The sequence below is a fragment of the Micromonospora sp. ATA51 genome (genome assembly GCF_016802855.1).
Taxonomy (GTDB): domain Bacteria; phylum Actinomycetota; class Actinomycetes; order Mycobacteriales; family Micromonosporaceae; genus Micromonospora; species Micromonospora sicca.
Genome location: NZ_JAEVHJ010000082.1, coordinates 1 through 23,336 on the forward strand (window position 1 = coordinate 1; position 23,336 = coordinate 23,336).

General features: G+C 73.9%; 21 protein-coding genes and 5 pseudogenes. 11 read left to right on the forward strand and 15 right to left on the reverse strand.

The features are described 5' to 3' along the window. Positions 1-2 precede the first annotated feature (2 nt). A complete protein-coding gene (locus tag JNW87_RS15215) occupies positions 3-371 on the reverse strand; it encodes a DUF3499 domain-containing protein (protein ID WP_238453894.1) in 369 nt (122 codons plus the stop codon). 154 nt (positions 372-525) lie between these two features. Here JNW87_RS15215 and JNW87_RS15220 point away from each other — a divergent pair, with 154 nt between their 5' ends. After that, a complete protein-coding gene (locus tag JNW87_RS15220) occupies positions 526-975 on the forward strand; it encodes a metallopeptidase family protein (protein WP_088963879.1) in 450 nt (149 codons plus the stop codon). Positions 976-1,127: 152 nt separating this feature from the next. On the opposite strand, the gene JNW87_RS15225 is transcribed toward JNW87_RS15220, so the two are convergent. From JNW87_RS15225 to JNW87_RS15250, 6 genes and pseudogenes are all read right to left on the reverse strand, one after another. Next, positions 1,128-1,388, reverse strand: coding sequence for a WhiB family transcriptional regulator (locus tag JNW87_RS15225; RefSeq protein WP_013284161.1), 261 nt, complete (start codon positions 1,386-1,388; stop codon positions 1,128-1,130). A gap of 496 nt (positions 1,389-1,884) precedes the next feature. Next, positions 1,885-2,223 carry a phospholipase gene (locus tag JNW87_RS15230; protein ID WP_236647317.1) on the reverse strand — a complete coding sequence of 113 codons (339 nt, stop codon included), beginning with the start codon at positions 2,221-2,223 and terminating at the stop codon, positions 1,885-1,887. Positions 2,224-2,233: 10 nt separating this feature from the next. After that, positions 2,234-3,631: a DUF4331 domain-containing protein gene (locus tag JNW87_RS15235; protein ID WP_109800143.1), complete on the reverse strand. Its 1,398-nt coding sequence runs from the start codon at positions 3,629-3,631 to the stop codon at positions 2,234-2,236. Between the two features lie 103 nt (positions 3,632-3,734). Continuing rightward, on the reverse strand, positions 3,735-4,010 hold the full coding sequence (locus JNW87_RS15240) for a hypothetical protein (RefSeq protein WP_109800144.1): 276 nt from the start codon (positions 4,008-4,010) through the stop codon (positions 3,735-3,737). A 169-nt stretch (positions 4,011-4,179) separates the two neighbouring features. Further along, positions 4,180-6,731 (reverse strand): annotated as a pseudogene (locus JNW87_RS15245) (bifunctional FO biosynthesis protein CofGH). Further along, positions 6,623-7,840: a hypothetical protein gene (locus tag JNW87_RS15250; protein WP_309233955.1), complete on the reverse strand. Its 1,218-nt coding sequence runs from the start codon at positions 7,838-7,840 to the stop codon at positions 6,623-6,625. The pseudogene JNW87_RS15245 and the gene JNW87_RS15250 overlap by 109 nt, the downstream one beginning before the upstream one ends. Positions 7,841-7,940: 100 nt before the next feature. Between JNW87_RS15250 and cofD the strand changes: the two are divergent. Both cofD and JNW87_RS15260 read left to right on the forward strand, forming a co-directional pair. After that, positions 7,941-8,902 (forward strand): annotated as a pseudogene (cofD, locus tag JNW87_RS15255) (2-phospho-L-lactate transferase). Further along, a pseudogene (locus tag JNW87_RS15260) lies at positions 8,899-9,672 on the forward strand (coenzyme F420-0:L-glutamate ligase); the annotation flags it as partial. The pseudogenes cofD and JNW87_RS15260, both read left to right, overlap by 4 nt. Here JNW87_RS15260 and JNW87_RS15265 read toward each other — a convergent pair. After that, positions 9,653-10,105: pseudogene (locus JNW87_RS15265) on the reverse strand (aldo/keto reductase); the annotation flags it as partial. The pseudogenes JNW87_RS15260 and JNW87_RS15265 overlap by 20 nt on opposite strands. Before the next feature lie 189 nt (positions 10,106-10,294). Between JNW87_RS15265 and JNW87_RS15270 the strand changes: the two are divergent. Further along, positions 10,295-11,335: a DNA polymerase ligase N-terminal domain-containing protein gene (locus JNW87_RS15270; protein WP_109801619.1), complete on the forward strand. Its 1,041-nt coding sequence runs from the start codon at positions 10,295-10,297 to the stop codon at positions 11,333-11,335. Between the two features lie 8 nt (positions 11,336-11,343). Then, positions 11,344-12,531 (forward strand): threonine synthase, encoded by a 1,188-nt coding sequence (locus JNW87_RS15275; RefSeq protein WP_109801620.1) that lies wholly within the window; start codon positions 11,344-11,346, stop codon positions 12,529-12,531. 6 nt (positions 12,532-12,537) lie between these two features. Here the strand turns inward: JNW87_RS15275 and JNW87_RS15280 are convergent, their stop codons facing one another. The 3 genes from JNW87_RS15280 to JNW87_RS15290 form a co-directional block, all read right to left on the reverse strand. Then, on the reverse strand, positions 12,538-14,322 hold the full coding sequence (locus JNW87_RS15280) for a glycoside hydrolase family 15 protein (protein WP_238453895.1): 1,785 nt from the start codon (positions 14,320-14,322) through the stop codon (positions 12,538-12,540). Positions 14,323-14,364: 42 nt separating this feature from the next. Continuing rightward, positions 14,365-14,757, reverse strand: coding sequence for a cupin domain-containing protein (locus JNW87_RS15285; protein WP_109801644.1), 393 nt, complete (start codon positions 14,755-14,757; stop codon positions 14,365-14,367). Positions 14,758-15,030: 273 nt separating this feature from the next. Further along, positions 15,031-15,216, reverse strand: a complete 186-nt coding sequence (locus JNW87_RS15290) for a hypothetical protein (protein ID WP_238453896.1) — start codon at positions 15,214-15,216, stop codon at positions 15,031-15,033. 393 nt (positions 15,217-15,609) lie between these two features. On the opposite strand from JNW87_RS15290, the gene JNW87_RS15295 reads away from it, so the two are divergent. The 4 genes and pseudogenes from JNW87_RS15295 to JNW87_RS15310 form a co-directional block, all read left to right on the forward strand. Next, positions 15,610-16,305: a response regulator transcription factor gene (locus JNW87_RS15295; protein ID WP_109801623.1), complete on the forward strand. Its 696-nt coding sequence runs from the start codon at positions 15,610-15,612 to the stop codon at positions 16,303-16,305. Then, the gene (locus JNW87_RS15300; protein ID WP_109801624.1) at positions 16,302-17,579 is read left to right on the forward strand and encodes a HAMP domain-containing sensor histidine kinase; all 1,278 of its coding nucleotides are present in this window, start codon (positions 16,302-16,304) and stop codon (positions 17,577-17,579) included. The genes JNW87_RS15295 and JNW87_RS15300 overlap by 4 nt, the downstream gene beginning before the upstream one ends. Before the next feature lie 78 nt (positions 17,580-17,657). Continuing rightward, positions 17,658-18,161: a PepSY domain-containing protein gene (locus JNW87_RS15305; protein WP_238453897.1), complete on the forward strand. Its 504-nt coding sequence runs from the start codon at positions 17,658-17,660 to the stop codon at positions 18,159-18,161. A gap of 193 nt (positions 18,162-18,354) precedes the next feature. Beyond that, a pseudogene (locus JNW87_RS15310) lies at positions 18,355-19,275 on the forward strand (hypothetical protein); the annotation flags it as partial. 192 nt (positions 19,276-19,467) lie between these two features. Here JNW87_RS15310 and JNW87_RS15315 read toward each other — a convergent pair. Further along, entirely contained in the window at positions 19,468-19,749 is a 282-nt protein-coding gene (locus JNW87_RS15315; RefSeq protein ID WP_109801625.1) for an adhesin, read from the reverse strand. A 349-nt stretch (positions 19,750-20,098) separates the two neighbouring features. On the opposite strand from JNW87_RS15315, the gene JNW87_RS39530 reads away from it, so the two are divergent. Together JNW87_RS39530 and dacB are read left to right on the forward strand one after the other, a co-directional pair. Continuing rightward, on the forward strand, positions 20,099-20,554 hold the full coding sequence (locus tag JNW87_RS39530) for a D-alanyl-D-alanine carboxypeptidase (protein ID WP_255543912.1): 456 nt from the start codon (positions 20,099-20,101) through the stop codon (positions 20,552-20,554). Then, on the forward strand, positions 20,491-21,681 hold the full coding sequence (gene dacB, locus JNW87_RS15320) for a D-alanyl-D-alanine carboxypeptidase/D-alanyl-D-alanine-endopeptidase (protein ID WP_255543913.1): 1,191 nt from the start codon (positions 20,491-20,493) through the stop codon (positions 21,679-21,681). Before JNW87_RS39530 ends, dacB begins: the two co-directional genes overlap by 64 nt. Before the next feature lie 50 nt (positions 21,682-21,731). On the opposite strand, the gene JNW87_RS15325 is transcribed toward dacB, so the two are convergent. The 3 genes from JNW87_RS15325 to JNW87_RS15335 form a co-directional block, all read right to left on the reverse strand. Then, the gene (locus tag JNW87_RS15325) at positions 21,732-22,055 is read right to left on the reverse strand and encodes a hypothetical protein (RefSeq protein WP_201749600.1); all 324 of its coding nucleotides are present in this window, start codon (positions 22,053-22,055) and stop codon (positions 21,732-21,734) included. 118 nt (positions 22,056-22,173) lie between these two features. Beyond that, complete coding sequence (locus JNW87_RS15330; RefSeq protein WP_109801627.1) at positions 22,174-22,611, reverse strand: nitroreductase family deazaflavin-dependent oxidoreductase; 438 nt, start codon at positions 22,609-22,611, stop codon at positions 22,174-22,176. A gap of 77 nt (positions 22,612-22,688) precedes the next feature. Continuing rightward, a partial coding sequence (locus tag JNW87_RS15335) for a hypothetical protein (RefSeq protein WP_238453898.1) occupies positions 22,689-23,336 on the reverse strand: 648 nt, incomplete at its 5' end.

Consider the following 23,336-nt stretch of genomic DNA (forward strand, 5'->3'; position numbering starts at 1 on the left):
GGTCAGTGGGTGGGGGGGATTACGCGGAGGTGGCCGCGGCGGCCGGTGTGCTGGGCCTGGTGGAGGTCGTGGTCGTCCTCGGGGGGACGGGGCGGCGCGGGGCGGGCGGCCTCGCGGACGGCCTCGGCCAGGGCGACCAGGTCGTCGGTGGTGGGCGGCGGGGGCTCGAACTCGCCCTCGTGTCGGACCACGTCCCAGCCGCGCGGGGCGGTCAGGCTGCGGGCGTGCGGCTCACAGAGGTCGTACGTGTGCGGCTCGGCGAACGCCGCCAGCGGGCCCACCACGGCTGTCGACTCGTTGTAGACATAGGTCAATGTGGCGACCGCTTGCCGGGGGCAGCCGTTACGGGAGCAGCGCCGTGGTGACCTCACGGCGGCAGGGTATCCCCATTACCGGGTCCGGCGCACCGCTTCGCGTTGCGACACGCCCGTCACGGTGATCACAATTCCTCCGATCGGATCACCGGCACGCCGCACCAGCGGCGCAGCAGCGGGCGGGCCGGTGGCGGGGGCTACCCTCTTCCTCATGACGAGCCCGGAACACCGCCGCCCCGGCTCCGGCCGGCGCACCCACCGCGACCGCCACGGTCGAGGGCTGCGCGGGCGGCTGGTGCCGGCCACCGTGCCGCTGGCCCGGACGAAGGCGGAGGTCTTCGACGACCTGGTGCTGGACACGGTGGAGACGCTGGAACGTCGCTTCGCCAAGGAGCTGGCCGGCGTCGAGTTCGCGGTCGAGGACGTCCCGCCGGACCTGAACGTCTACGACTCCGACGTGCTGGAGGACGGCGAGGTGCCGCTCGCCCGGCTGTTGCCGGGCCGACCCGGCCGGCAGGAGGTGCCGCCGCGGATCGTCCTCTACCGGCGGCCGCTGGAGTTCCGGGCGATGGACCGCGAGGACCTCGCCGACCTGGTGCACGACGTGATCATCGAGCAGGTGGCGAACCTGCTCGGGGTCGACCCCGACGAGCTGGCCTGAGGGGCGCATCCCCCCACGCGTGGCGCCGGGTCCGCCGGCCTCCACGACCCCCGTCGCGTCGCCGGCGCCCGTCACCGACACCCGACCGGCCCCCGCCGGTCGCGCGGTCGTCCCGAGCCGGGCGGCCCCCACCGCCCTGGCCCGGCACCGTCTCAGGCGGCGACCCGCCGCTTGAGCTTGCGCCGCTCCCGCTCGGAGAGCCCACCCCAGATCCCGAACCGCTCGTCGTGGCCGAGAGCGTATTCCAGGCACTCCGTCTTCACTTCGCACCGCGAGCAGATGCGCTTCGCCTCGCGGGTCGAGCCGCCCTTCTCAGGAAAGAACGCCTCCGGGTCGGTCTGCGAGCACAGCGCCCGCTCCTGCCACTCCGGCGCGTTTCCGAGCAGGTCGGCCACCTCGAGCTGGCCGTCCATCAGATGCCTCCTTGTCGCGCACCGGCGTCATCGCCGCTGCAACCCCCCACGCGAAAGGCGTGCTTGTCCGTCCGGTCACATTTTGTTGCGTTCCGCGCGAACAACCCCATTCAAATTACACGCGTGTAATGCGTGCGCCGTCAAGCCGAACTTGATAATGGAGTCGCCCTCCCGACACGTCCCGGACGACCGACCGAGCCGCCCGAGCCTCGCAACCTGCCCTATCGATTCAGACCCCGGACGAGTAACGCCCTCTCCGGCGAGTTGCCCGGCTTTTCTGCCGTGGCGTGCCCGGCGACGACGACGCCGGAGACCCCCGGTGGAGGTTCCGGCGGGCCGTACCCGGGCGGCCGGCGCGGCAGCGTCCAAGATCAGCAATTGTGGTGGGGCAAAGGTTAGCCCGAGTCCGCGCCGACCGCCCGTCGAGCGGGACAGCACCGACAGCGCCCCGTCCACGTGATGGGACGGGGCGCGGCGACCGGAGGGCGTCGGAGGATCAGCCCGCCCCCGGCGGAGAGCTGGTCGGCCAGACGAATTCGGCGATCGACCCACCGGTGACGGAGATCGCTCCAGCCGGTGTCCGGTCGTCCCACCAGACGGTATACAGGCCGGCCTCGAGATCCGGGTAGACGGCACTGTGGAACGCCCCGTCGCGGACCTGCCGCTCCCGCACCGCGGAGTGCGTACGCCGCTCCTCGTCGTCCCGGCTGATCTCGATCTCCCGGCCGTGCAGGTCCCGTCCGGTGTAGATGATCAGTGCACCGCAGTTCCCGCCGAGATTCAGCATCACGCTGCCGCTGCCCGTCGGACCGTAGCTATGCTGGTGCTCGTGCACGACCCGCTCCTCAGGACTTCGCCGCCGGCGGGTTGTTGAACCCGTCGTACGGTGTGCCGAGGAACGGGAAGTCGCCCAGGAACGGGGCCGTCACGTCGGCGGCGCTCAGCCCCGGGGTGACCGCCGCCGCCGCGGCGTCCGGCTTGAACGCCTTGTCCACCAGCGGCACCGTGACGCCGGCGATCGCCCGCAGCGCGATGCTCACCACGTCGTCACCGACCCGGCGGCCGTTCGGGAAGCCGGCCAGGTCGCCGCCGAGCACACCGAACCGGTCCGGCCTGCGGTTCGGCTTGATCGCCGTGTTCAGCCGCAGCATGTCGGCCTGGACGTCGCCGGTCACGTTGGTGAAGCCGTCGATCAGCCCGGCCGGGACGCCGGTCAGCAGGATCGCCACCAGGTCCGCCCGTGGCTTCTTCGACTTGTTCAGCGCGTCGAGGCTGGGGAAGACGCCCGGGTAGAGCGCGGGCAGCAGCGCGGCCAGTTCCGGCTGCTCGACGAACCGGGCGAACCGCTTGTCCTCCGCGGGCGGCAAGGTGTTCCACAGGTCCTTCTTGGACATCGGCACGATGACCTCGTTGAACAGTGGATTGCCGAGGCGGGAGACCTGGGTGAACGGGCCGGCGGCGGTGTCCGCGGCCACCCGGTCGCCGAGCACCCGCACCTGCTGCCGGGCGGCGGACGTCCACACCCCGATCGTCGAGGCCCGGTCGGCGGCGCCGTACCGGGCGGCCTTGCGGCGGACCCGGCTCAGCGGCACCTGCACGGCGATGCTGTGCACGTTCATCCGGTCCACTGCGTTGACCGGCTCCCCCTCGGCCTTGAAGAGCTTCTTGCCGGCCACGTGCAACTGCTGGAACGGCCGCAGCGTGCCGAGGTCGAAGATCGCGCCGAGGTCGACGAAGAAGCCGTCCGCGCGCTGCCCCGCGAAGACCTTCTCCCCGGTGGACAGGCGGAACGTGGCCTGCCGGACCAGGTCCTGGTATTTCGGGGTGGAGAGCGGACCGACGTTGCACGGCGGGCAGGGCAACTTGTGCGCGAGCACGTGCTCCTTGCCGTCGGCCACCCGGGTCAGCCGGTAGAACTGCCGCCGGTTCCAGTTCTTGCTGTCCAGCGACTCGATCGGGCCGGTGTTGTAGAGGAAACTGTTCGGATTGGTGATCTCGGTGCGGAATTCGAACCGGTACGTCACATCGGGATAGCCGTCGCCATCGTTGTCGATATGAATCTCGTACCGCACGTCGTCACCGAACTCGAAGAAGTTCGGACCGCCGGAGGGGAGCTGCAACGGCACGTAGTTGGCGATCAACGTGACCGTGTCCGGATGATCGGGACTGACGAACGCGTACAGGTCGGAGCTGTCGGCGACCGGATCCTTGGCTATCTCCGGGGCTTCACGGTGGGAGGACATGGCGGACCACACCTTTGCGTCTGGGAAGCGGTAGTCGAGTGGGATCACCGGCGCCGAGAGCCCGCGCCGGGAGAGGTCACGCCGCCGGGCGGCGCGGGGCGGGTCAGCGTCGGGCAGCGCGCCGCAACCGGTCCGCCAGGGCGCGGTCGCGTACCTCGATCCGGGTCGTGCCGACGAAGACGTCCATGGTCCCGGAGGCGGCGTCGCGGAGGTGGACCACGATCGCGTCGTCCCGGCGCCCTGCGGACGGGGTGTTCTGTGCGGCCGACAGGCCCGGCACGGTGAGGGCGGCGGCGCCCAGGGTGGCGCTCGCCGCGGCGGTCAACGTCTGCCGGCGGGTCAGTCGCGGCCAGGGCCGCTTCCGCTGATCACTGGTCATGGGCAACCTTTCCGGGCCGCGCGTCAGCGCCCGCGGTGGCCGGGAGCCCCGGACGCTCCGCCGAGGCGGACGCCGCCGGGCACCCCCGGTAGGGGCTGCCGGCGACGGTCCTCGCCGGAACCGCCGCCGGCAGCCAGTGGTACGGCCGGCGACGGGGAAAGGTTCGACGCTAAGCGCGGACGTGACCGTACGCGGTCGTCCGCTTGCGGGCCGGTCGTCCCGCCGCCGCCGCGATCGCCCGCAACTCCTCCTCGGTACGCGCCGAGCCGTTGCCCGACCCCGCCATCCGGGAGATGGTCTCCTCCATCAGCGTGCCGCCCAGGTCGTTGCAGCCGCCCTGGAGCATCGCCACCGTGCCGGAGTCGCCCAGCTTCACCCAGGAGCACTGGATGTTGCCGATCCGGCCGTGCAGCAGCAGCCGGGCCATCGCGTGCACCACGCGGTTCTCCCGCCAGGTCGGGCCGGGCCGGGCGATGCCGGCCAGGTAGATCGGCGCGTTGGTGTGCACGAACGGCAAGGCGACGAACTCGGTGAAGCCCCCGGTGCGGTCCTGCACCCCGGCCAGCACCCGGAAGTGGGCCAGCCACTGGCCCGGGTGGTCGACGTGGCCGTACATCATCGTGGAGCTGGACCGGATGCCCAGCTCGTGGGCCGTGCTCACCACCTCGACCCAGGCGGCGGCCGGCAGCTTGCCCTTGGTGAGGACCCAGCGCACCTCGTCGTCGAGGATCTCCGCGGCGGTGCCCGGGATGGTGTCCAGCCCGGCCTCGCGGAGCTGGACCAGCCACTCCTTCACCGGCACGCCGGCCTTCGCCGCGGCGGTGACGATCTCCATCGGGGAAAAGGCGTGCACGTGCATCCCCGGCACCCGCGCCTTGATCGCCCGGACCAGGTCGGCGTAGCCGGTGACCGGCAGCTTCGGGTCGATCCCACCCTGCAGGCAGACCTCGCTGGCGCCGGCGGCCCACGCCTCCTCGGCCCGGTCGGCGACCTGCTCCAGGGACAGCCGGAACGCGTCCGCGTCGCTCTCCCGCTGGGCGAAGGCGCAGAACCGGCAACCGACGTAGCAGACGTTGCTGAAGTTGATGTTGCGGTTCACCACGTAGGTGACGTCGTCGCCGACCACGTCCCGGCGCACCCCGTCGGCGCACCGGCAGAGCTCGTCCAGCGCTGGGCCGTCGGCGGCGAAGAGCGCCAGCGCCGCGTCCGCGTGCCGCGGCTCCAGCAGCGCCGCCGGGTCGTCCGCGGCCAACCGGAGCCCGGTACGCAGGGCGTGGTCGTCCGCGCCGCTGGTCGTCCCGACCCCGCTCCCGGTGGCGGCCCGGACGGCGCCGGCCAGGCTGGCATCGGCCTTGCCGGCCACCTCCGACCAGTCACCGTAGACGCTGTCGAAGTCGCCGCGCGGTCGTCGGTGCGCCCGGCGGTGTCGATGGTCACGTGCAGGTCGGTCCGGCCGCCGAACACCTCTTCCGGCTCCTGCCACGGGCGGCCGACCGGGCGGGCCGACTCTACCGCGAGGCCGGTCGCCGGATCCGCCAGCGCGGTCACGTGCGGCAGCAGACGTGGATCCAGCCAGGGGTCGCCGGCCCGGACGTACTCGGGGTAGATGGTGAGCCGTTCCCGCAGGGCGAAGCCGGCGGTGGCGGTGTGCCGGGCCAGCTCGTCGAGCTGCGGCCACGGGCGCTCCGGGTTGACGTGGTCCGGGGTCACCGGGGACACCCCGCCCCAGTCGTCGATGCCGGCGCGCAGGAGGAGGTCGTACTCGCCCTCGATCAGGTTCGGCGGGGCCTGGATCCGGGCCCGCGGGCCGAGCAGCACCCGGGCCACCGCGACCGTGACGGCCAGGTCGTGCAGCTCGGCGTCGGGCATGCCGCGCATCGCGGTGTCCGGCTTGGCGCGGAAGTTCTGCACGATCACCTCCTGGAGGTGTCCGTACTCCCGCTGCGCGCGGCGGATCGCGAAGAGCGCGTCGACCCGCTCGGCGAGGGTCTCCCCGATACCGATGAGGATGCCGGTGGTGAACGGCACCCCCACCCGGCCGGCGTCGTCGAGCACCCGGAGCCGGACCGCCGGCTCCTTGTCGGGCGAGCCGAAGTGCGGGCCGCCCGGCTCCGACCAGAGCCGGGTGGCCGTGGTCTCCAGCATCATCCCCATGCTCGGCGCGACCGGCTTGAGCCGTTGCAGCTCCGACCAGGACAGGACGCCCGGGTTCAGGTGGGGCAGCAGCCCGGTCTCCTCCAGCACCGCCACCGCACAGGCCCGCAGGTAGTCCAGGGTGGAGTCGTAGCCGCGCTCGTCCAGCCATTGCCGCGCCGCCGGCCAGCGTTCCTCCGGGCGGTCGCCGAGGGTGAAGAGCGCCTCCTTGCAGCCCTGCGCCGCGCCCTCGCGGGCGATCGCCAGCACCTCGTCGCGGTCGAGGAAGGCGGCCGGCAGCCGGTGCGGCACGGTGGCGAAGGTGCAGTAGTGGCAGCGGTCCCGGCACAGCCGGGTCAGCGGGACGAAGACCTTCTTGGAGAAGGTGACCACACCGGGACGGCCGGCCTCGCGTAGCCCGGCGTCGCGGATGTCGCCAGCGATCCGGAGCAGCTCGTCCAGCGCGGCGCCCCGGGCGGTCAGCAGCGCCGTCGCCTCGTCGAGGTCCAGCGCCCGCCCGGCCGCGGCCCGGCGCAGCGCCCGCTGCACGCTCGCCGCGGTCGGGGCGGAGTCGGTGCGATCAACCATCCGCCCAGCCTATGCGCTGACCCCGACCGTCCCGACCGGACGCCGGGACCCGCCCGCCGAACGGCCGCCCCCGGGGCCCGCCGCAACGAGAAGAGCGGCCTCGCGGCGGGACAGGCCACTCTTCTCGGCGGTGGTACGCGAGACCGGCCGCCAGGCGCCGGCGGTGGGTCAGCGCGGCTGGTTGGGGTCGTCCCCGTGGAAGCGCTGGGTGTGGTCGCCGTCGGGCCAGGTCGGCTGGCCGAACTCAGCGGACTGCCGCGGGATGGCCTGCGTCGGGTCGGCCGACGGCGGCTGGCCGAACGGCGGCGCGGAGTGCGGGGCGCCGGCCGACGGGGCCGGGTGCGGGGCGTTGCCGTACGGCGGGGCCGTGTTGAACGGCGGCGCGACGGGTTCGGCTGCCCGAACTGGCCGGGCGGCGGGTAGCCGCCGGGCTGGTTCGCGGCCGGGTAGGCGGGCTGATTCGCGGCCGGGTAGCCGGGCTGATTCGGGGCCGGGTAGCCGCCGGCCGGCGGGTAGCCCCCCTGGCCGGGGGACGGGTAGCCGCCGGGCTGGCCGGGATGGGCGCCCGGCTGCGGCCAACCGGGCTGCGGCTGACCGTAGACGCCGGGCTGCGGCTTGGGCCGGGGCGTGTAGTACAGGGTGCGCCAGACCTTGAAGACGACGTACCCGGCGACGGCGAAGATCGCCAGCCAGGCGGCCCGGGTCAGCAGCCCGAGCAGGGCGTCGAGCACCTCCGCCTCGGCGAGCCGGCCGACGAGCCAGATCAGGAAGGTCAGCGCGCCGAAGAGCGCGCCGAGCGCGTACTCGCCGAGGGCGACCTGGGTGATCAGCTTGGCCTTGGGCAGCACCGGCCGGACGTGGGTGGCGAGCAGCACGGCCAGCACCGGCAGCACGGTCGACTCGACGCCGACGAAGACGAAGAAGGTGCTCCCTGCCCGGCCGCTGAAGGTGCTGTAGTCGTCCATCGGCACCAGCAGCCGGAAGAGGCCGACGACGAGGAGCACGGCGTTCGCGCCGAGCAGGACGAGCGCGGCCAGTTCGCGCAGTGGCTTGGTCAGCTGGCTGGCCTGCGGCGCGTCGGTGGACGCGGGCTCGGCGGGGCTGGTCACGAACTCCCCCTGGGGACGAAAACGGACAGTTGCCGCTGTGAGCCTAGTCTGCTCCGGGCACCGGCCGAACGACGGCGGCGCGTACGCAAGGATGGACGCCATGCGCATCGTGGTTCTGACCGGCGGGATCGGCGGCGCCCGGTTCCTGCTCGGCGTCCGGGCGTACGCCCGGGAGGTGGCGGCCGAGGTGACCGCCGTGGTCAACGTCGGCGACGATCTGCTGCTGCACGGGTTGAAGGTCTGCCCCGACCTGGACAGCGTGATGTACACGCTGGGCGGCGGCGCCGACCCGGAGCGCGGCTGGGGTCGGGTGGGCGAGACCTGGACGGTCAAGTCGGAGCTGGCCGCGTACGGCGCCGAGCCGACCTGGTTCGGCCTCGGCGACAAGGACATCGCGACGCACCTGGTGCGGACGACGATGCTCAACGCCGGGTACCCGCTCTCCGCGGTGACCCAGGCGTTGGCCACCCGGTGGGAACCGGGCCTGACCATGCTGCCGGCCACCGATGACCGCCTGGAGACCCACGTCGTCGTGAGCGGGCCGGACGGCGACGGCGACCAGGGGCAGCGGGCGATCCACTTCCAGGAGTGGTGGGTGCGGTACCGGGCGGACATCCCGACGCACCGGTTCGTCTTCGTCGGCGCGGAGACGGCGAAGCCGGCGCCGGGGGTGCTGGAGGCGATCGGCTCGGCCGACGTGGTGCTGATCGCGCCGAGCAACCCGGTGGTGAGCATCGCGCGATCCTGGCCGTGCCGGGGCTGCGGGAAGCGGTCACCGACGGGCCGGCGCCGGTGGTGGGCGTGTCGCCGGTCATCGGCGGGGCGCCGGTACGTGGCATGGCCGACCGCTGCCTGGCGGTGCTCGGGGTGGAGTGCAGCGCGGCCGGGGTGGGCGGCCTCTACGGCGGACGGTCGGCGGGCGGCCTGCTCGACGGTTGGCTGGTCGCACCGGAGGATGAGGGCGCGCTGGTGCCGGGGGTGACCGTCCGGACGGCGCCGCTGCGGATGACCGACGAGGCGGCGACCGTGGCGATGGTCCGCGCCGCATTGGAGCTGGTGTGAGGCTGGAGATCCTGCCGGTGCCGGGCATCGGCGACGTGACCGAGGGCGACGACCTGGCGGCGCTGATCGCCACCGCGGCGCCGTGGCTGCGCGACGGCGACGTGCTGGTGGTGACCAGCAAGATCGTGTCGAAGGCGGAGGGCCGGCTGGTCGACGTGCCGGCGGACGGCCCGGAGCGGCTCGCCGCCCGGGACGAGGTGCTCGAAGCCGAGACGGCCCGGGTGGTCGCCAGCCGGGGGGCGACCCGGATCGTGCAGACCCACCACGGCTTCGTGATGGCCTCCGCCGGGATCGACGCCTCGAACGTCGACAAGACCCGGCTGGTGCTGCTCCCCGAGGATCCGGACGCCTCGGCCCGGGCGCTGCGCGCGGCGCTGCGGGACCGCTACGACCTCGACGTCGCGGTGATCATCAGCGACACGATGGGCCGGCCGTGGCGCAACGGGCTCACCGACGTGGCGCTGGGGGTGGCCGGGATGCCGGCCATCCGCGACCACCGGGGCGAGATCGACCCGTACGGCAACGAGCTGCAACTGACCGAGATCGCCGTGGTGGACGAGCTGGCCGGCGCCGGTGAGCTGATCAAGGGCAAGTGCGACCAGGTGCCGGTCGCGGTGGTCCGGGGCTACCTCGGCGTGGCCCGCGCCGACGACGGCGACGGTGCCCGGGCGCTGGTCCGGGACGCCGAGCTCGACCTCTTCTCGCTGGGCACTGCCGAGGCGAAGGCCGCCGGGCTGCGCGCGGCCGCCACATCAGCTCGTCGATCTGGCTGATGCTGTAGTTGCTCACCCCCACCGTGCGGGTCAGTCCCTCGTCCCGGGCGGCGAGCAGCTCTCGCCAGACCGGGAGGCTGTCGCCCGGCGAGGACGGCGGCCAGTGGATGAGCCACAGGTCGACGTGGTCGGTGTCGAGGGCGCGCAGGCTCGCCTCGATGGTCTCCCGCTCCCGGCCCACCCGGCCCGGCGGTAGCTTCGTGGTGACGAAGATGTCCTCCCGGCGCAGGTCGCTCTCCTTGATCGCCCGGCCGACCTCCGCCTCGTTGCCGTACATCGTCGCCGTGTCGATGTGGCGGTAGCCGGCGTCGAGGGCGGCGAGCACCGCCTGGTAGCCGGCCTCGCCGGTGGCCTGCCAGGTGCCGAAGCCGAGCAGCGGCATCCGGACGTCGCCGGCGAGCGGGACGGTGGGCTGTTCAGCGCTGGTCATGGCGGCTGTTCTACCCCTGATCACGGCCGGCATGCCGGCGACCCGCCGACAGCGGCCCGGCCGACCGGATCGGGACGGTTGTGCCGGGTCGGGTCCGGAACGGCACAATCGCCCACGCGGGGGCGGAGCGGGGATGAATCGCCCCGGTGGCGTGCTGCGAGCGGACCCCGGGTGCCGCAGAATGCGGGGATGGCGGACCGGCTGGAGGAGTACCGGCGGCGGAGGGACGCGAAGCGTACCCCCGAACCGGTGCCGGAACGCACCCCGGAGCCGGCGCGGGCGGGCCGCGCCAAGGCCCGGTTCGTCATCCAGCAGCACCACGCCCGCCGGCTGCACTGGGACCTGCGGCTGGAGCACGAGGGGGTGTTGGCCTCCTGGGCGGTGCCGCGCGGCCTGCCCCGCGAGCCCGGCCGCAACCACCTGGCCGTGCACACCGAGGACCACCCGATGGAGTACCTCACCTTCCACGGCGAGATCCCGGCCGGTGAGTACGGCGGCGGGAGGATGACCATCCACGACACCGGGACGTACCGGGTGGAGAAGTGGCGCGACGACGAGGTGATCGTGGTGCTCGACGGGAAGCGGACGAAGGGCCGCTACGCGCTCTTCGGCACCGGCGGTCGGGACTGGATGATCCGCCGGACCGATCCCCCGCCGCCGGGCTGGACGAGCATGCCGGAGCTGGTCCGCCCGATGTGCCCGACGAGGGCCCGGCGGCTGCCGAAGGACGAGGAGGCGTGGGGGTACGAGTTGCGCTGGGACGGGGTCCGGGCGATGGCGTACGTCTCCGGCGGCCGGCTGCGGCTGCTGTCGGAGACCGACGAGGAGATCACCGGGACGTACCCGTGGCTGCGGGAACTGGTTGAGGAGCTGGCGCCGACGGAGGCGGTGCTGGACGGCGTCCTGGTCCGCATCGACCCCGCCGGCCGGGTCCGACCGGCGACCGGCCGGCGCGGCACCTCGGACGGCCAGTTCCTGATCTTCGACCTGCTCTGGCTGGAGGGCGTGACCAGCACCGACGTGCCGTACGCGCAGCGCCGGGAGCTGCTCGACGGTCTGGCGTTCACCGGCCCGCACTGGCAGACTCCGCCGTGGTTCGCGGGTGTCGGCGCGGACGCTCTGCGGACCGCCCGTGAACAGGGGCTCCCGGGGGTGGTGGCCAAGCGGCTCGACTCCCCGTACGAGCCGGGTCGGCGCAGCCGACGCTGGCTGAGCATCGACACGAGCTGAGGAGCATCGTGCACCTGACGCACCTGGAGTGCCCGCGCTGCGGTGCGGAGCGCCCGGCGGACAAGTTGCAGAACCTCTGCGACTGCGGCTCCCCCCTGCTGGCCCGCTACGACCTGGCCGCGGTGGCCGCCTCGGTGGCCCCGGAACAGTTCGGGCTCCGCCCGGCGGATCTCTGGCGCTACCGGGAGCTGCTGCCGGTGGCCGACGCCCGGTTCGTCACCACGCTGGGCGAGGGCTGGACGCCGCTGCTGCGCGCGCCGGCGTACGGCGCGGAGATCGGCATCCCGGACCTGATCGTCAAGGACGAGGGGCTCACCCCGACCGGGTCGTTCAAGGCCCGCGGCGCGGCGGTGGGGGTGAGCCGGGCCCGGGAGCTGGGCGTCGAGCGGATCGCCATGCCCACCAACGGCAACGCCGGAGCGGCCTGGGCGACGTACGCGGCCCGCGCCGGGATCGGCGCGACCATCGCCATGCCGCTCGACGCGCCGACCATCTGCCGGCGCGAGTGCCTGGCCGCCGGGGCCGACCTGCGGCTGGTCGACGGCCTGATCAGCGACGCCGGCCGGTGGGTGGCGCGGCTGGTCGCCGAGTCGGGCGGGCGGATCTTCGACGCCGGCACCCTGCGCGAGCCGTACCGCCTGGAAGGCAAGAAGACCATGGGGTACGAGATCGTCGAGCAGCTCGGCTGGCAGGTGCCCGACGTGATCATCTATCCGACCGGCGGCGGGGTCGGGCTGATCGGCATCCACAAGGCGCTGCACGAGCTGCGCGAGCTGGGCTGGGTGGAGGACAAGCTGCCCCGGCTGGTGGCGGTGCAGTCCACCGGCTGCGCGCCGATCGTCCGGGCGTTCGCCGCCGGGGAGCCGCGGGCCACCCCGTGGGCGGACGCGCACACCGTGGCCTTCGGCATCACCGTGCCGTCGCCGCTGGGCGACGAGCTGATCCTGGACGCGCTGCGGGAGAGCAGCGGCACGGCGATCGCCGTGGACGACGCGGAGATCCTGGCCGACCTGCGGGACTTCGCCGCCCGGGAGGGGCTGCTGCTCTGCCCGGAGGGGGCGGCCTGCCTGTCGGCGGCCCGGCACCTGCGGGCCGGGGGCTGGATCCGGGCCGGCGAGCGGGTGGTGGTGCTGAACACCGGCGCGGGGCTGAAGTATCCGGAGACGGTGGACGTGTCGGGCGTACCGGTGGTGTGACGTCACTCAGTCGGTGGTCGGCTCGGTGATTCGCCAGGCCGCGTTGATCAGGCCGATGTGCGACAGCGCCTGCGGCGTGTTGCCGAGCTGGGCGCCGCTGCGCAGGTCGATCTGCTCGGCGAACAGGCCCAGGTCGTTGGCGTGGCCGAGGACCTGCTCGAACAACCGCCGGGCCCGGTCCGTCTCCCCGGCCAGCACCAGGCATTCCACCAGCCAGAACGAACAGAGCACGAACCCCGCCGGGTCGCTGTTCCAGCGCCGCACCAGCCCGTCGTCGGTGCCCAGCTCGCGCGCCACCTCCTCGATGGTGGACCGCATCCGCGGGTCGGTGGCGGGCAGGAAGCCCACGATCGGCAGGAACAACGCGGAGGCGCCCAGCTCCGCCGAACCGAAGGCACTGGTGTATGCGCCGATCCGGTCGTGCCACCCCTCGCGCAGCACGGTCGCCCGGATCTCGTCCCGGATGGCCGCCCAGCGGCGCGGGTCGGCCCGGTCGCCGAGCCGGGGCGCCAGCGCCACCGCGCGGTCCAGCGCCACCCAGCAGAGCACCTTGGACGACAGGTAGTGCCGCTCGACGTCCCGGATCTCCCACATCCCCCGGTCGGGCAGGTGCCAGGTCGCGGCGACCTGCTCGGCCAGCCCGACGACCATCTCCCGCAGCTCCTCCTCGAACGTGTCGCCCAGGTAGTCGTGGAACCGCCAGACCGCCGCGAGCACCTCGCCGGGCACGTCGAGCTGCCGTTGCAGCCAGGCGTCGTTGCCCATCCGCACCGGCAGGCTGCCGGCGTACCCGGCCAGGTGCGGGCACTCGTGCTCGGAGATGTCCCGCTCCCCCTCCAGGCCGAACATCACCGGCACGGGCTGGTCCCCGACCTGCCCGATCGAGCGGGCCGCCCAGGCGAACAGCCGGGACACCTCGTGCGGGCAGGCCGCCACCCAGAAGGCGCGCAGGGTCATGGAGAAATCGCGCAGCCAGGAGTAGCGGTAGTCGTAGTTGCGATCACCGCCGGTCAGCTCCGGCAGCGACGTGGTCAGCGCCGCTGCCACCGCGCCGCTGCGGGCGTACGTCAGGCCGGTCAGCACCACCACACTGTTCCGCACCTGCGGGGCGTACTCGCCGTCGTACCGGTGGACCTCCCGGTACCCCTCCCAGGCCTGAACGGTGTCGGCCAGCGCGACGACCGGGTCCAGCCGGGCCGGCGGTGCCCCGTACAGCGCGCCGTACGCCAGGTCGAAGCCGACGGTCTGGCCGGCGGCGACCTCGAAGGTGTGGGACACGCGGTCGCGGTCGGGGCGGAGCACCTGGCCGGTGCCGCGCAGGGTGAGCGTGACCGGTCCGGCGACGGCCAGCACCCCGCCCTCCGGCTGCTCCTGCAGGTACGGGGTGAGCAGGCCGTACTCGGGGCGCGGCGCGAAGTCCAGGTGCATGCGGACTCGCCCGGAGAGGCCCTCGACCACCCGGACCAGGACCGCCGGCGAGTTCATTCCCAGCTGGTGGCCGCGGGCGCCCAGTTCGGCGGCGAGCGCGTCGATGATCGCCACGCTCCCCTCCGGGGTGTGGTGGACCGTCCGCAGCACCAGCGTGTCCGGCCGGTACGCCCGCTCCACCCGGCTCGCGGCCAGCGGCGCGATCCGCCAGTGCCCGCCGGCCGGGTCGAGGACCCGGCAGAAGACCGACGCCGAGTCGAACCGGTCGGGGCACCACCAGTCGACCGACCCGTCCCGGCCGACCAGGGCACCAGAGCGGCAGTCGGAGAGGAATCCGTAGTCGGAGATCGCCGGCTGATGCACCCGCCCCGGGTACCCGGACCCGTCGCTTTCAGACCACGCCGCTCAGGCGGTCGGCGGCTCGTCCTGGCCGGCCGCCTCCGCCGCGTCGGCCTCCTCCTTGGTCCGGTGCACGGCGCCGTCGGCGTGCTCGGGCGGACCGTAGACGGTGTAGAGGACCAGCGGGTTGGGGCCGGTGTTGACGAAGTTGTGCTTCGTGCCGGCCGGTACGACCACCAGGTCGCCCGAGACGACCTCCTTCTTCTCGCCGGCCACCCGGGCCTCGCCGGTGCCGCTGACGAAGGTCAGGATCTGGTCGATGTCCTCGTGGACCTCCTCGCCGATCTCCCCGCCCGGCGGGATCGTCATGATCACCAACTGGGTGTGCTCCCCGGTCCAGAGCACCCGGCGGAAGTCCGGGCTCTTCTCGGCGACGGTCGCGATCGTGAAATGCTCCATGGCGCCGACATACCCGGTCGGGCCCGCGGTCACGCCGGGACGCGCAGATGGTGGAATTCCCCACTGCTCCGTGGTTTGCATCCCCTCAGGACGGGCATCTGGAGCACCAAGACCGGTGCACGGACCGACCGGTCGAGCCAGGTCCCCGCTGTCGTACCGCCGTACGGCTGCGGTGGTGGGAGACGGCCAGAGCGCGGCGACGTTACGACCGAGGTCGAGCGGCGCCGTGCGCTCGTCTGTGCGGCTCGGAATGCCGGTCCGGCCGGTCGGAGGTCAGCCGTGGGCGGCAGCCACCGGTTTCCCCCCGACGCAGCGCACCTTCAGCTCGTGCTCGCCCTCGGTACCGACGAACTTGACCTCGACGTGCTCGTCCGGCCCCCGGTCGACGTCCTTCACGCCGTAGCCCTGCGCCGGCGACCAGGAGACCAGGCGGGCCCCCGCCGGCCCGCACTCCACCACCGCAGTGCCACCCGGAGTGGCGAAACCCCGCCGGGCCCCGGCCCTGGCCGGAGTACGGCTCGGCGTCGGCGCGGCACTGGGTGTCGGGCTCCCGGTCGGGTCGCGGTCGGCACGACGGGTGCCGGCGCCGGGGACGCGAGCGCGCGCTCGATCTCATGCTGGGCGCGTACGCCGCCCGGGGTCCCGGCGATACCCTCCCCGACCAGCTGGATCGCGCCCAGCCCGACGAGCGTGGCGGCGACGGTGGTGGCCAGCCACCCGACGGCGGCGAGGATCGGACGACGGCCCATGCAGCGAGTGTCCCCGACGGAAGGTTGAGCCGGGCGCCGGGGAACGCTAAGGGCGGGTTAAGGGGTACCGGCCCGGACGCCCACAGGGTCTAACCTGCCAGCTGTGGCCCGGCTGCTGCTCATCGAGGACGACCTGACCATCCGTACCCCGTTGATCCGGGCGCTGCGGGAGCGCGGCCACGCGGTGGCCGCGGCCTCGACCGCGATGACCGGGCTGCGCGACGCCCTCGACGACCGGCCCGACCTCGTCGTGCTCGACCTGGGACTGCCCGATCTGGACGGTCGGGAGCTGCTGCGGATGTTGCGTGCGGTCAGCTCGGTGCCGGTCATCGTGGCCACCGCCCGCGACGACGAGACCGAGATCGTCCGGATGCTCGACGCCGGGGCCGACGACTACCTGGTGAAACCGTTCACCGCGGCGCAGCTGGACGCCCGGGCCCGGGCCGTGCTGCGCCGGTCGACCGACGACGCCGGGGGCGGGGACCCGACGCTGGTGGTCGGCGGGCTGCGGATCGACCCGCGCTCCCGGCAGGTGAGCCTGGACGCGGTCCCGGTCGAGCTGACCCCGCGCGAGTTCGACCTGCTGCACCACCTCGCCAGCCGGCCAGGGCAGGTGGTCACCAAGCGGGAGCTGCTCACCGAGGTCTGGCGGATCCCGTACGGCGGGGCCGACAAGACCGTCGACGTGCACCTGTCCTGGCTGCGCCGCAAGCTGGGCGAGAGCGCTCAGGAGCCGCGCTACCTGCACACCGTCCGCGGGGTCGGGGTGCGGCTGGAGGCCCCCGGGGGCGACCGATGAGGAGCCGGCTGGCGCTGCTCGCGGGTGCCGTCAGCGTGCTCGTCCTGACCGCGTTCCTCGTGCCGCTGGCGCTGCTGGTCCGCACCGTCGCCGCGGACCGGGCGACCGTCCGGGCCACCGCCGACGCGCAGAGCCTGGTGCCGGTGGTCGGCACGGCCGACCCGGACACCATCCGGCTCACCGTCGAGCAGCTCACCGCCGACTCGGGGCGGCCGGTCAGCGTGTTCCTGCCCGACGGCACCGTGGTCGGCGCGCCGGTGCCGCGTACGCCCGCGGTGGCCCTCGCCGCCCGGGGCCAGAGCCTGACCGCGGAGTCGGACGGCGGCCGGGAGGTGGTCATCGCGGTCCAGGGCCGGCCGGACGGCACGGGGGTGATCCGCACCGTGGTTCCCCGGTCGGAACTCACCGCCGGGGTGACCCGGGCCTGGCTGGTGCTGGCACTGCTCGGCGTGCTGCTGGTGCTCGTCGGCCTGGTCGTCGCCGACCGGCTGGCCCGCACGCTGGTCCGCCCGATCACCGAGCTGTCCCGGGTTTCCCACCGGCTCGCCAACGCCGAACTCGACGCCCGGGTCGCCCCGGCCGGACCGGCCGAGCTGCGGGGGGTCGCCGGCGCGCTCAACCACCTGGCCGAACGGATCCAGGTGCTGCTGCGCGAGGAGCGCGAGCAGGTGGCGGATCTGTCGCACCGGCTCCGCACCCCGTTGACCGCGCTGCGGTTGGAGGCCGAATCGCTGCGCGACCCGGCCGACAGGGCCCGGCTGACCTCGGCGGTGGACGGCCTCGAGCGGACGGTCACCGGCCTCATCCGGCAGGCGCGCTGGCGCAGCTCGTACCCGGACGGCACGGCCCGTTGTGATGCCGCGGAGGTGGTCGGCGAGCGCGTGGCGTTCTGGTCGGTGCTCGCCGAGGACACCGGCCGCAGCGTCACCCTCGACCTCGCCGTCGGTCCGTTGCCGGTGGCGGTGGCCATCGACGAGCTGGCCGCGGCGGTGGACGCGTTGCTGGGCAACGTCTTCGCGCACACGCCGGACGGAACGCCGTTCACCGTAGGGCTCGGCCGGGACGCGGATCAGGTGGTGCTGACCGTTGCCGACTCCGGGCCGGGGATGCCCTCCGGAGCGGTGCGGCGGGGCGCCAGCCGAGCCGGGTCGACCGGGCTCGGGCTGGACATCGCCGACCGAGCCGCCCGGACCAGTGGCGGCCGGCTGGAGCTGCACACCGGGCCCGAGGGTGGCGCGCTGTTGCTGCTCCGGCTCGGGCCGCCGCGGCCTTAACCGGGGCTTAGCCTCCGGGCAGCGCGCCGCTATCCACTCCCGACCGATCCTCGACAGGACAACCGAGGAAAGGTGGCGATGATGCGACGAACTTCCCTGGTCCTGGCCGCGGCCGGCGGTGCCGCCGTGCTGGCGGTCACGGGTGCCGCGCTCGGCGTGACCACTGCCGAGCGGGAGGCCCCCGGTGCCGCGCTGGCCGCCGCGACGGTCGGCCCGACGACCGACGACAACCCCGCTCCGGACGACGACTCGACGGGCCGGGCGACGCCGACCAGCACCGCGTCCGCCGGGGCGGCCGACGGGACGGTGAGCCGGGAGCAGGCCGGGCAGATCGCGCTGGCCCGGGCCGGCGGCGGCCGGATCGTGGAGATCGAGGCCGAGCGCGAGCATGCCCGTCCGGTGTGGAGCGTCAAGATTGGCAAGGGCGGCATCCTGCTCGAGGTCAAAGTCGACCGGGCCAACGGCGCCGTGGTCGAAATCGAGCGGAAGCGGGCGGACGACCACAGCGGCGACGGCACCCGCACTCGGACCGACGACCGCACCGACGACCACGGCGGCGACCGCGCCGGCAGCGACGACTGAGCGAGCACCTCCCGCCTTCCGGGGTCCGACAGACCAGGTCTGTCCGGACCCCGAAGCGCGGTCCTGGCGCGATCCGGTGTGCGGGTCCGCAAGGTCGACAGGGAATTCCTTGTCGACAGGCGCGCGGAACCGCTTACCGGCTCCTGAAGCCGGAAAACCTTTGATACGCGCCGATGTCTCGCTACGCTGAAGTATGGTGCCCGCCCACGGGGGTCGGGCGGCGGAACCGGTCTACCGCCCCATTCTGGCCGGTCGGCGGGGTGAGCTGGAGGCACTGGCCCATCTCGACGACGCCGCCGCTCCGCTGCTCACTCCGGTCCTCGACGTCTGCGTGGTCGATCCGAGCACCGTGGACCTCCTCGGCCGGCTGCCGTCCGGGCTGCTCCCGTCCGTCGACGTCTCCGCCCTGCCGGACGCTCCGGAGAGCGAGTTGGCCCGCTGGGGCGTACCCCTGGTGCCGGTGGTCGGGCTCGCGGAGAGCGACCGACGGCTGGTGGCGCACGGCGTGGCCGCGCGGGCGTACGCCGGGCGGGCGGTGGTCCGGCTGCGGACCGGGCAGGACCGGGCGGGCCCGGACGCGACGACGACGGCGGTGGAGCGGGTCTGGCGGCTCGCCCGGCTGGTCCCGGAGCAGTGCGACCTGCTCGTTGACGCGGGCGACGTCTGCTGCCCGGCGGACGTGCGGTTGGCGGAGCCCCGGATCCGCCGGCTGCTGGACTGGGCCCGGCGGCACGCCTGGCGCTCGGTGACCGTGGCGGCCGGCGGGATGCCGCCGACCCTGGCCCGCCTCCCCACCGACGAGCCGGTACGCCTCGACCGCTTCGACTGGCAGCTCTGGCAGCGGCTGGCCGACCTGGGCGTGGGGTACGGCGACTACGCGGTCGGCTCCGCGGCGCCCGGGGCGGACGCTCCCGGCGACCGGCTGCCGACACTGCGCTACACGGCCGACGGGGCCTGGTGGGTCTACCGCTGGTCCCGGCGGGGCGGTCGCGGCGACGACCGCTTCGCCGACCTGTGCCGGACGCTGGTGGCGGCCCCGCACTGGCCGACGGCCGGAGCGGCCTTCTCGTGGGGCGACCACGAGATCCTGCGCCGGGCCCGGCGTGGGGCGGGCGCCGGCTCGGCGAGCAACTGGGCGGCGTGGAGCACGTCGCATCATCTGGCGTACGTGCTGGGCACGCTGCTTCGGCCGGACCGGGGTCAGCGGCCGGGGCACTGGGGCGCCGGCCAGGACGCCCCCGAGCGGGGACGGTCCGGCGGCCGCACCGGGGCGGGGAGACCCGCCGCGCGGGCTGAGCCGCGCCGCTCACTCCTTCTCGGTGAAGCCGAACTGCACGATCCCCTCGTCGTCCACGGTCGCGTCGACGGAGGTGTCGTTGAGCAGCTCGGCGGCGTCGGTGTCAAGGAAGATCCGGGCGCCCTGGTTGGCGATCACCTGGTCGCCCTGCGCCGGCTGCGGCACCAGCTCGATGGAGAGCGAGCCGGCGTCGGTGTCGGCCGCGATGCGCAGCCCGCCGTCCTCGCCGACGCCCTGCTGGACGGCGAGGTCGTGGATCACCAGGACGGCGTTGTCGGTCATGGTCAGCATGGCGGAACTCCTCGTGGCTGTCTGGGATCTCGGCGGATCGGCGCGGCCGCGCGGGCCGGGCCCGGACCCAGGAAGGCGAATCGGTCTTCGCCGTGCAAATCGGGGCAGGCTGAAACGCCCCTCATGGCCTACGGTGCCCCTGGCCGGGCATCCGTCAAATAGAGCGCGGTCAGTCGACACCGTGCCGGCCGGCACCGGGTGTGGTCCGGCTCGGAGCGGGTAACCGGCGCGGTGAGCAGGGTTTCCGTCCCGGACCGCCGCCACGACCGCGCCGCCCAGCCGGCCTGATCGGAAATAACTTTCGCCGCAGAGGGTTTCCCGGAAGAAACCTCCATGGCAGCATCGACGCATGCATCGTCGTCTCTTTCCCCGGACGCTCGCGGTGCTGGCGCTGATCGCCACCGCGGCCACCGCCGGCGCCCCCACCGCCACGGCCGAGGCGCCCACCCCCGCCCAGACCCGGCTCAACGCCACCATCGACGCCGTGCTGGCCGACTCCCGCCTCGCCGGGGCGCAGGCCGGGGTGGTCGTCCTGGACACCACCACCGGCCAGACCCTCTACCAGCGCAACGGCGACCACCGGCTGGTGCCGGCCTCCAACACCAAGCTGCTCACCTCGACCGCGGCACTGGAACTGCTCGGCCCGGGGCACCGGTTCACCACCGACGTCGCCGGCACCGGCGTGCGCCGGGCGGCCTGCTCGCCGGCAACCTGTACCTGCGCGGCGGCGGCGACCCGACCATGCTGGCCGAGGACTACGACGCGCTGGCCGCCCAGGTCGCGGCCCAGGGCGTCCGGGTGGTGAGCGGGAACCTGGTCGCCGACGACACCCGGTACGACCGCACCCGGCTGGGTCCCGACTGGACCTGGGACGACGAGTCCTACTACTACGCCGCGCAGGTCTCGGCGCTGACCGTGGCGCCGGACACCGACTACGACGCCGGCACGGTGATCGTGCACGCCACGCCGTCGGCCGACACGGGCGCGCCGCCGGTGGTGACGATGACCCCACCCAACGGCTACCTACGGATCGACAACCGGGCCGAGACGGTCGCCGACGGGGAGACGACGATCTCGTTCGAACGCGAGCACGGCAGCAACACCATCGTGGTGACCGGACAGATCGCGGTCGGCGAGGAGCCGGAGAGCGACTGGATGACGGTCTGGGAGCCGACCGGCTACGCCGCCGACATCTTCCGAGCCGCGCTGCTCCGGAACGGCGTCCGGGTGCTCGGCCGGACCGTGCTCGGGCAGGCCACCCCGGAGGACGCGAAGCCGGTCGCGCGGCACGACTCGATGCCGCTGGCCGACCTGATGGTGCCGTTCCTCAAGCTCTCCAACAACGGCCACGCCGAGGTGCTGACCAAGGAGCTCGGCCGGGTCCTGTCCGGCTCGGGCACCTGGTCGGCCGGCCTCGCCGCGATCAGCGAGTACGTCGGCGACAGCGGTGTGAACACCGGGACGCTGCGCCAGCGGGACGGCTCCGGCCTCTCCCGGCGCAACCTGATCCCGCCGGCGGAGTTCGTCGCGCTGCTCGCCGCGGTCCGTGCCGAGCCCTGGTTCGACGACTGGTACGCCGCCCTCCCGATCGCCGGCAACGCCGAACGCTTCGTCGGTGGGACGCTGCGCACCCGGATGCGCGGGACGGCCGCCGCGAACAACGTGCACGCCAAGACCGGCAGCCTGACCGGCGCGTCCAGCCTCTCCGGCTACGTCACCGACGCCGACGGCCATCTGCTGGCCTTCTCGATCGTGCTCAACAACTACCTGACCTCCTCGGTGAAGGGGCTGGAGGACCAGATCGCGATCGCGCTCGCCGCGTACACCGAGAAGGGGACGACCACGGCGCGGCTGGTGGTGCCGACGGCGCCGGAGGCACCGCGGGTGCCGGACGGCCTGGAGTGCTCCTGGGTGAAGCCGATCGCCTGCTGAGCCGCGGCGGGTCCCGTCCCGGAGGGCGGGAGGGGGCCCGCGGCGACGGGTCAGGCGCCGGGCCGGTGCGGGTGCGGCTGCGCGGTCGGATCGCCGCGCTCGATCAGCGCGTCGATCTCGGCGGCCGGCAGCCCGCGCAGCGTGAGCACCTGCCGGCCCCAGCGGTGCAGCCGGCACGGGTGCGGGCTGGCGTCGTTGCGGCAGACCGTCCCGCCGGACCAGCGCCGCGGCGCGTGCACCACCACCGCGCGCACCGCGAACTGGGCGTCCTCGCCGGTCGCGTACGGCGGCAGCGGGATCTCCCGCAGCCCCTCGCCGGACGGGTCACCCGCCCCGGACGGGACGGCGGAACGGACGCGGGCGGCGCTGCTCATCGGTGGGGCCTCCACAGAGGATGGTCGAACCGGGACACCCGGACGCTACGACGCCACCCTGGCCGCGCGACGGACAATCTGTCCCGGGCTCAGCCGAACCCGGGAGGTGCGGACCAGGTCAGATCCGTTCGAGCACCACCACCGGGATCTCCCGGTCGGTCTTGGTCTGGTACTCGTCGTACGCCGGCCAGGTCTCCGTCATGGTCCGCCACATCCGGGGCTTCTCCTCTCCGGTGGCGGACCGCGCCCGGGCGGTGAACTTCTCCGCGCCGACCTGCACCTGGACCTCCGGCTCGGCGAGCAGGTTGAGATACCAGGCGGGGTGCTCGGGCGCGCCGCCCTGGGAGCCGACCACCAGGTAGGCGTCGCCGTCCCGGCCGTAGATCAGCGCGGTGCGCCGCAGCTTGCCGCTGCGCCGGCCCCGGGTGGTCAGCAGCAGGGTCCAGACGCCGGGACGCCACTCGTGGCCCTCCGCGCCGTCGGTCTCGACGTACCGGCGGATGTGGTCGGCGACCCATCCCTCCGGGCTGTCCAGCACCTGCTCGCTCGCCGTCATGGGTCCCTCCCGGATCGTCGGCCCGCCGTCGCGCCCACGCTACTCCCGGCCCGCCGGCGGCACCCGGCGAACCGGGGTCAGCGCAGCGCGACGGCCTGTACGCCCACGTTGCCGCAGTCCCCGAAGGACTCCTCCACCGTCCAGTTCACCAGCAGCTTCGCCCCCCGGGGCGCCTGGAACCGGATGGTGAACTCGGCGGTGTGCTGGGTGTGCGGGTCCTCCATCCGCAGGGTGCTGGTCGGCCCGCCGGTGGAGAGCCGCAGGTCCAGGCGGCCGCGGGCCATCCAGAGGCCGGCGTAGAGCCGTACCGTGCGCGGCTCCCCGTCGGCGGTCACGGCGAGCGTGAAGCCGTTGCCCCGGCCGCAGGTGTAGAGCCCGGACGTGGTGCCGCCGGCAGACCCGACGGGGGCGCCGTCCCGCCAGGCGTACGCCTCGGGGTTGTTGCTGTAGCTCTCCCGCCGGCCACGCCCGCCCTCGTCGCGGATCGCCCCGGAGCCGTTGCGCTTGCGCACGGCCTGGTCCGCGCCGAGGAGTCCCCAGTGGACCCAGTCGACCGGACCGGCCGCGGTGAGGTCGACGCGCGCCGGCACGTCGGCCTGGGTGACGGTGAGGACGGGCACCACGGCCGGCCGGGACGGCGACGGGGACGCCGAGGGGGACGGGGGCCGCTGCCGGGGCCGCAGCCCGGGCGAGGCGGCGTCGGCGTCCACCCCGGGGCGCAGCGG

Coding starts and splice junctions, on each gene's coding strand:
- JNW87_RS15225 (WP_013284161.1), bottom strand. CDS start 1,388: ATGGACGGCCAGCTCGAGGTGGCCGACCTGCTCGGAAACGCGCCGGAG.
- JNW87_RS15315 (WP_109801625.1), bottom strand. CDS start 19,749: ATGCTGACCATGACCGACAACGCCGTCCTGGTGATCCACGACCTCGCC.
- JNW87_RS15305 (WP_238453897.1), top strand. CDS start 17,658: ATGATGCGACGAACTTCCCTGGTCCTGGCCGCGGCCGGCGGTGCCGCC.
- JNW87_RS15220 (WP_088963879.1), top strand. CDS start 526: ATGACGAGCCCGGAACACCGCCGCCCCGGCTCCGGCCGGCGCACCCAC.
- JNW87_RS15325 (WP_201749600.1), bottom strand. CDS start 22,055: ATGAGCAGCGCCGCCCGCGTCCGTTCCGCCGTCCCGTCCGGGGCGGGT.
- dacB (WP_255543913.1), top strand. CDS start 20,491: ATGCTGGCCGAGGACTACGACGCGCTGGCCGCCCAGGTCGCGGCCCAG.
- JNW87_RS15270 (WP_109801619.1), top strand. CDS start 10,295: ATGGCGGACCGGCTGGAGGAGTACCGGCGGCGGAGGGACGCGAAGCGT.
- JNW87_RS15330 (WP_109801627.1), bottom strand. CDS start 22,611: ATGACGGCGAGCGAGCAGGTGCTGGACAGCCCGGAGGGATGGGTCGCC.
- JNW87_RS15240 (WP_109800144.1), bottom strand. CDS start 4,010: ATGACCAGTGATCAGCGGAAGCGGCCCTGGCCGCGACTGACCCGCCGG.
- JNW87_RS39530 (WP_255543912.1), top strand. CDS start 20,099: ATGCATCGTCGTCTCTTTCCCCGGACGCTCGCGGTGCTGGCGCTGATC.
- JNW87_RS15235 (WP_109800143.1), bottom strand. CDS start 3,631: ATGTCCTCCCACCGTGAAGCCCCGGAGATAGCCAAGGATCCGGTCGCC.
- JNW87_RS15300 (WP_109801624.1), top strand. CDS start 16,302: ATGAGGAGCCGGCTGGCGCTGCTCGCGGGTGCCGTCAGCGTGCTCGTC.
- JNW87_RS15285 (WP_109801644.1), bottom strand. CDS start 14,757: ATGGAGCATTTCACGATCGCGACCGTCGCCGAGAAGAGCCCGGACTTC.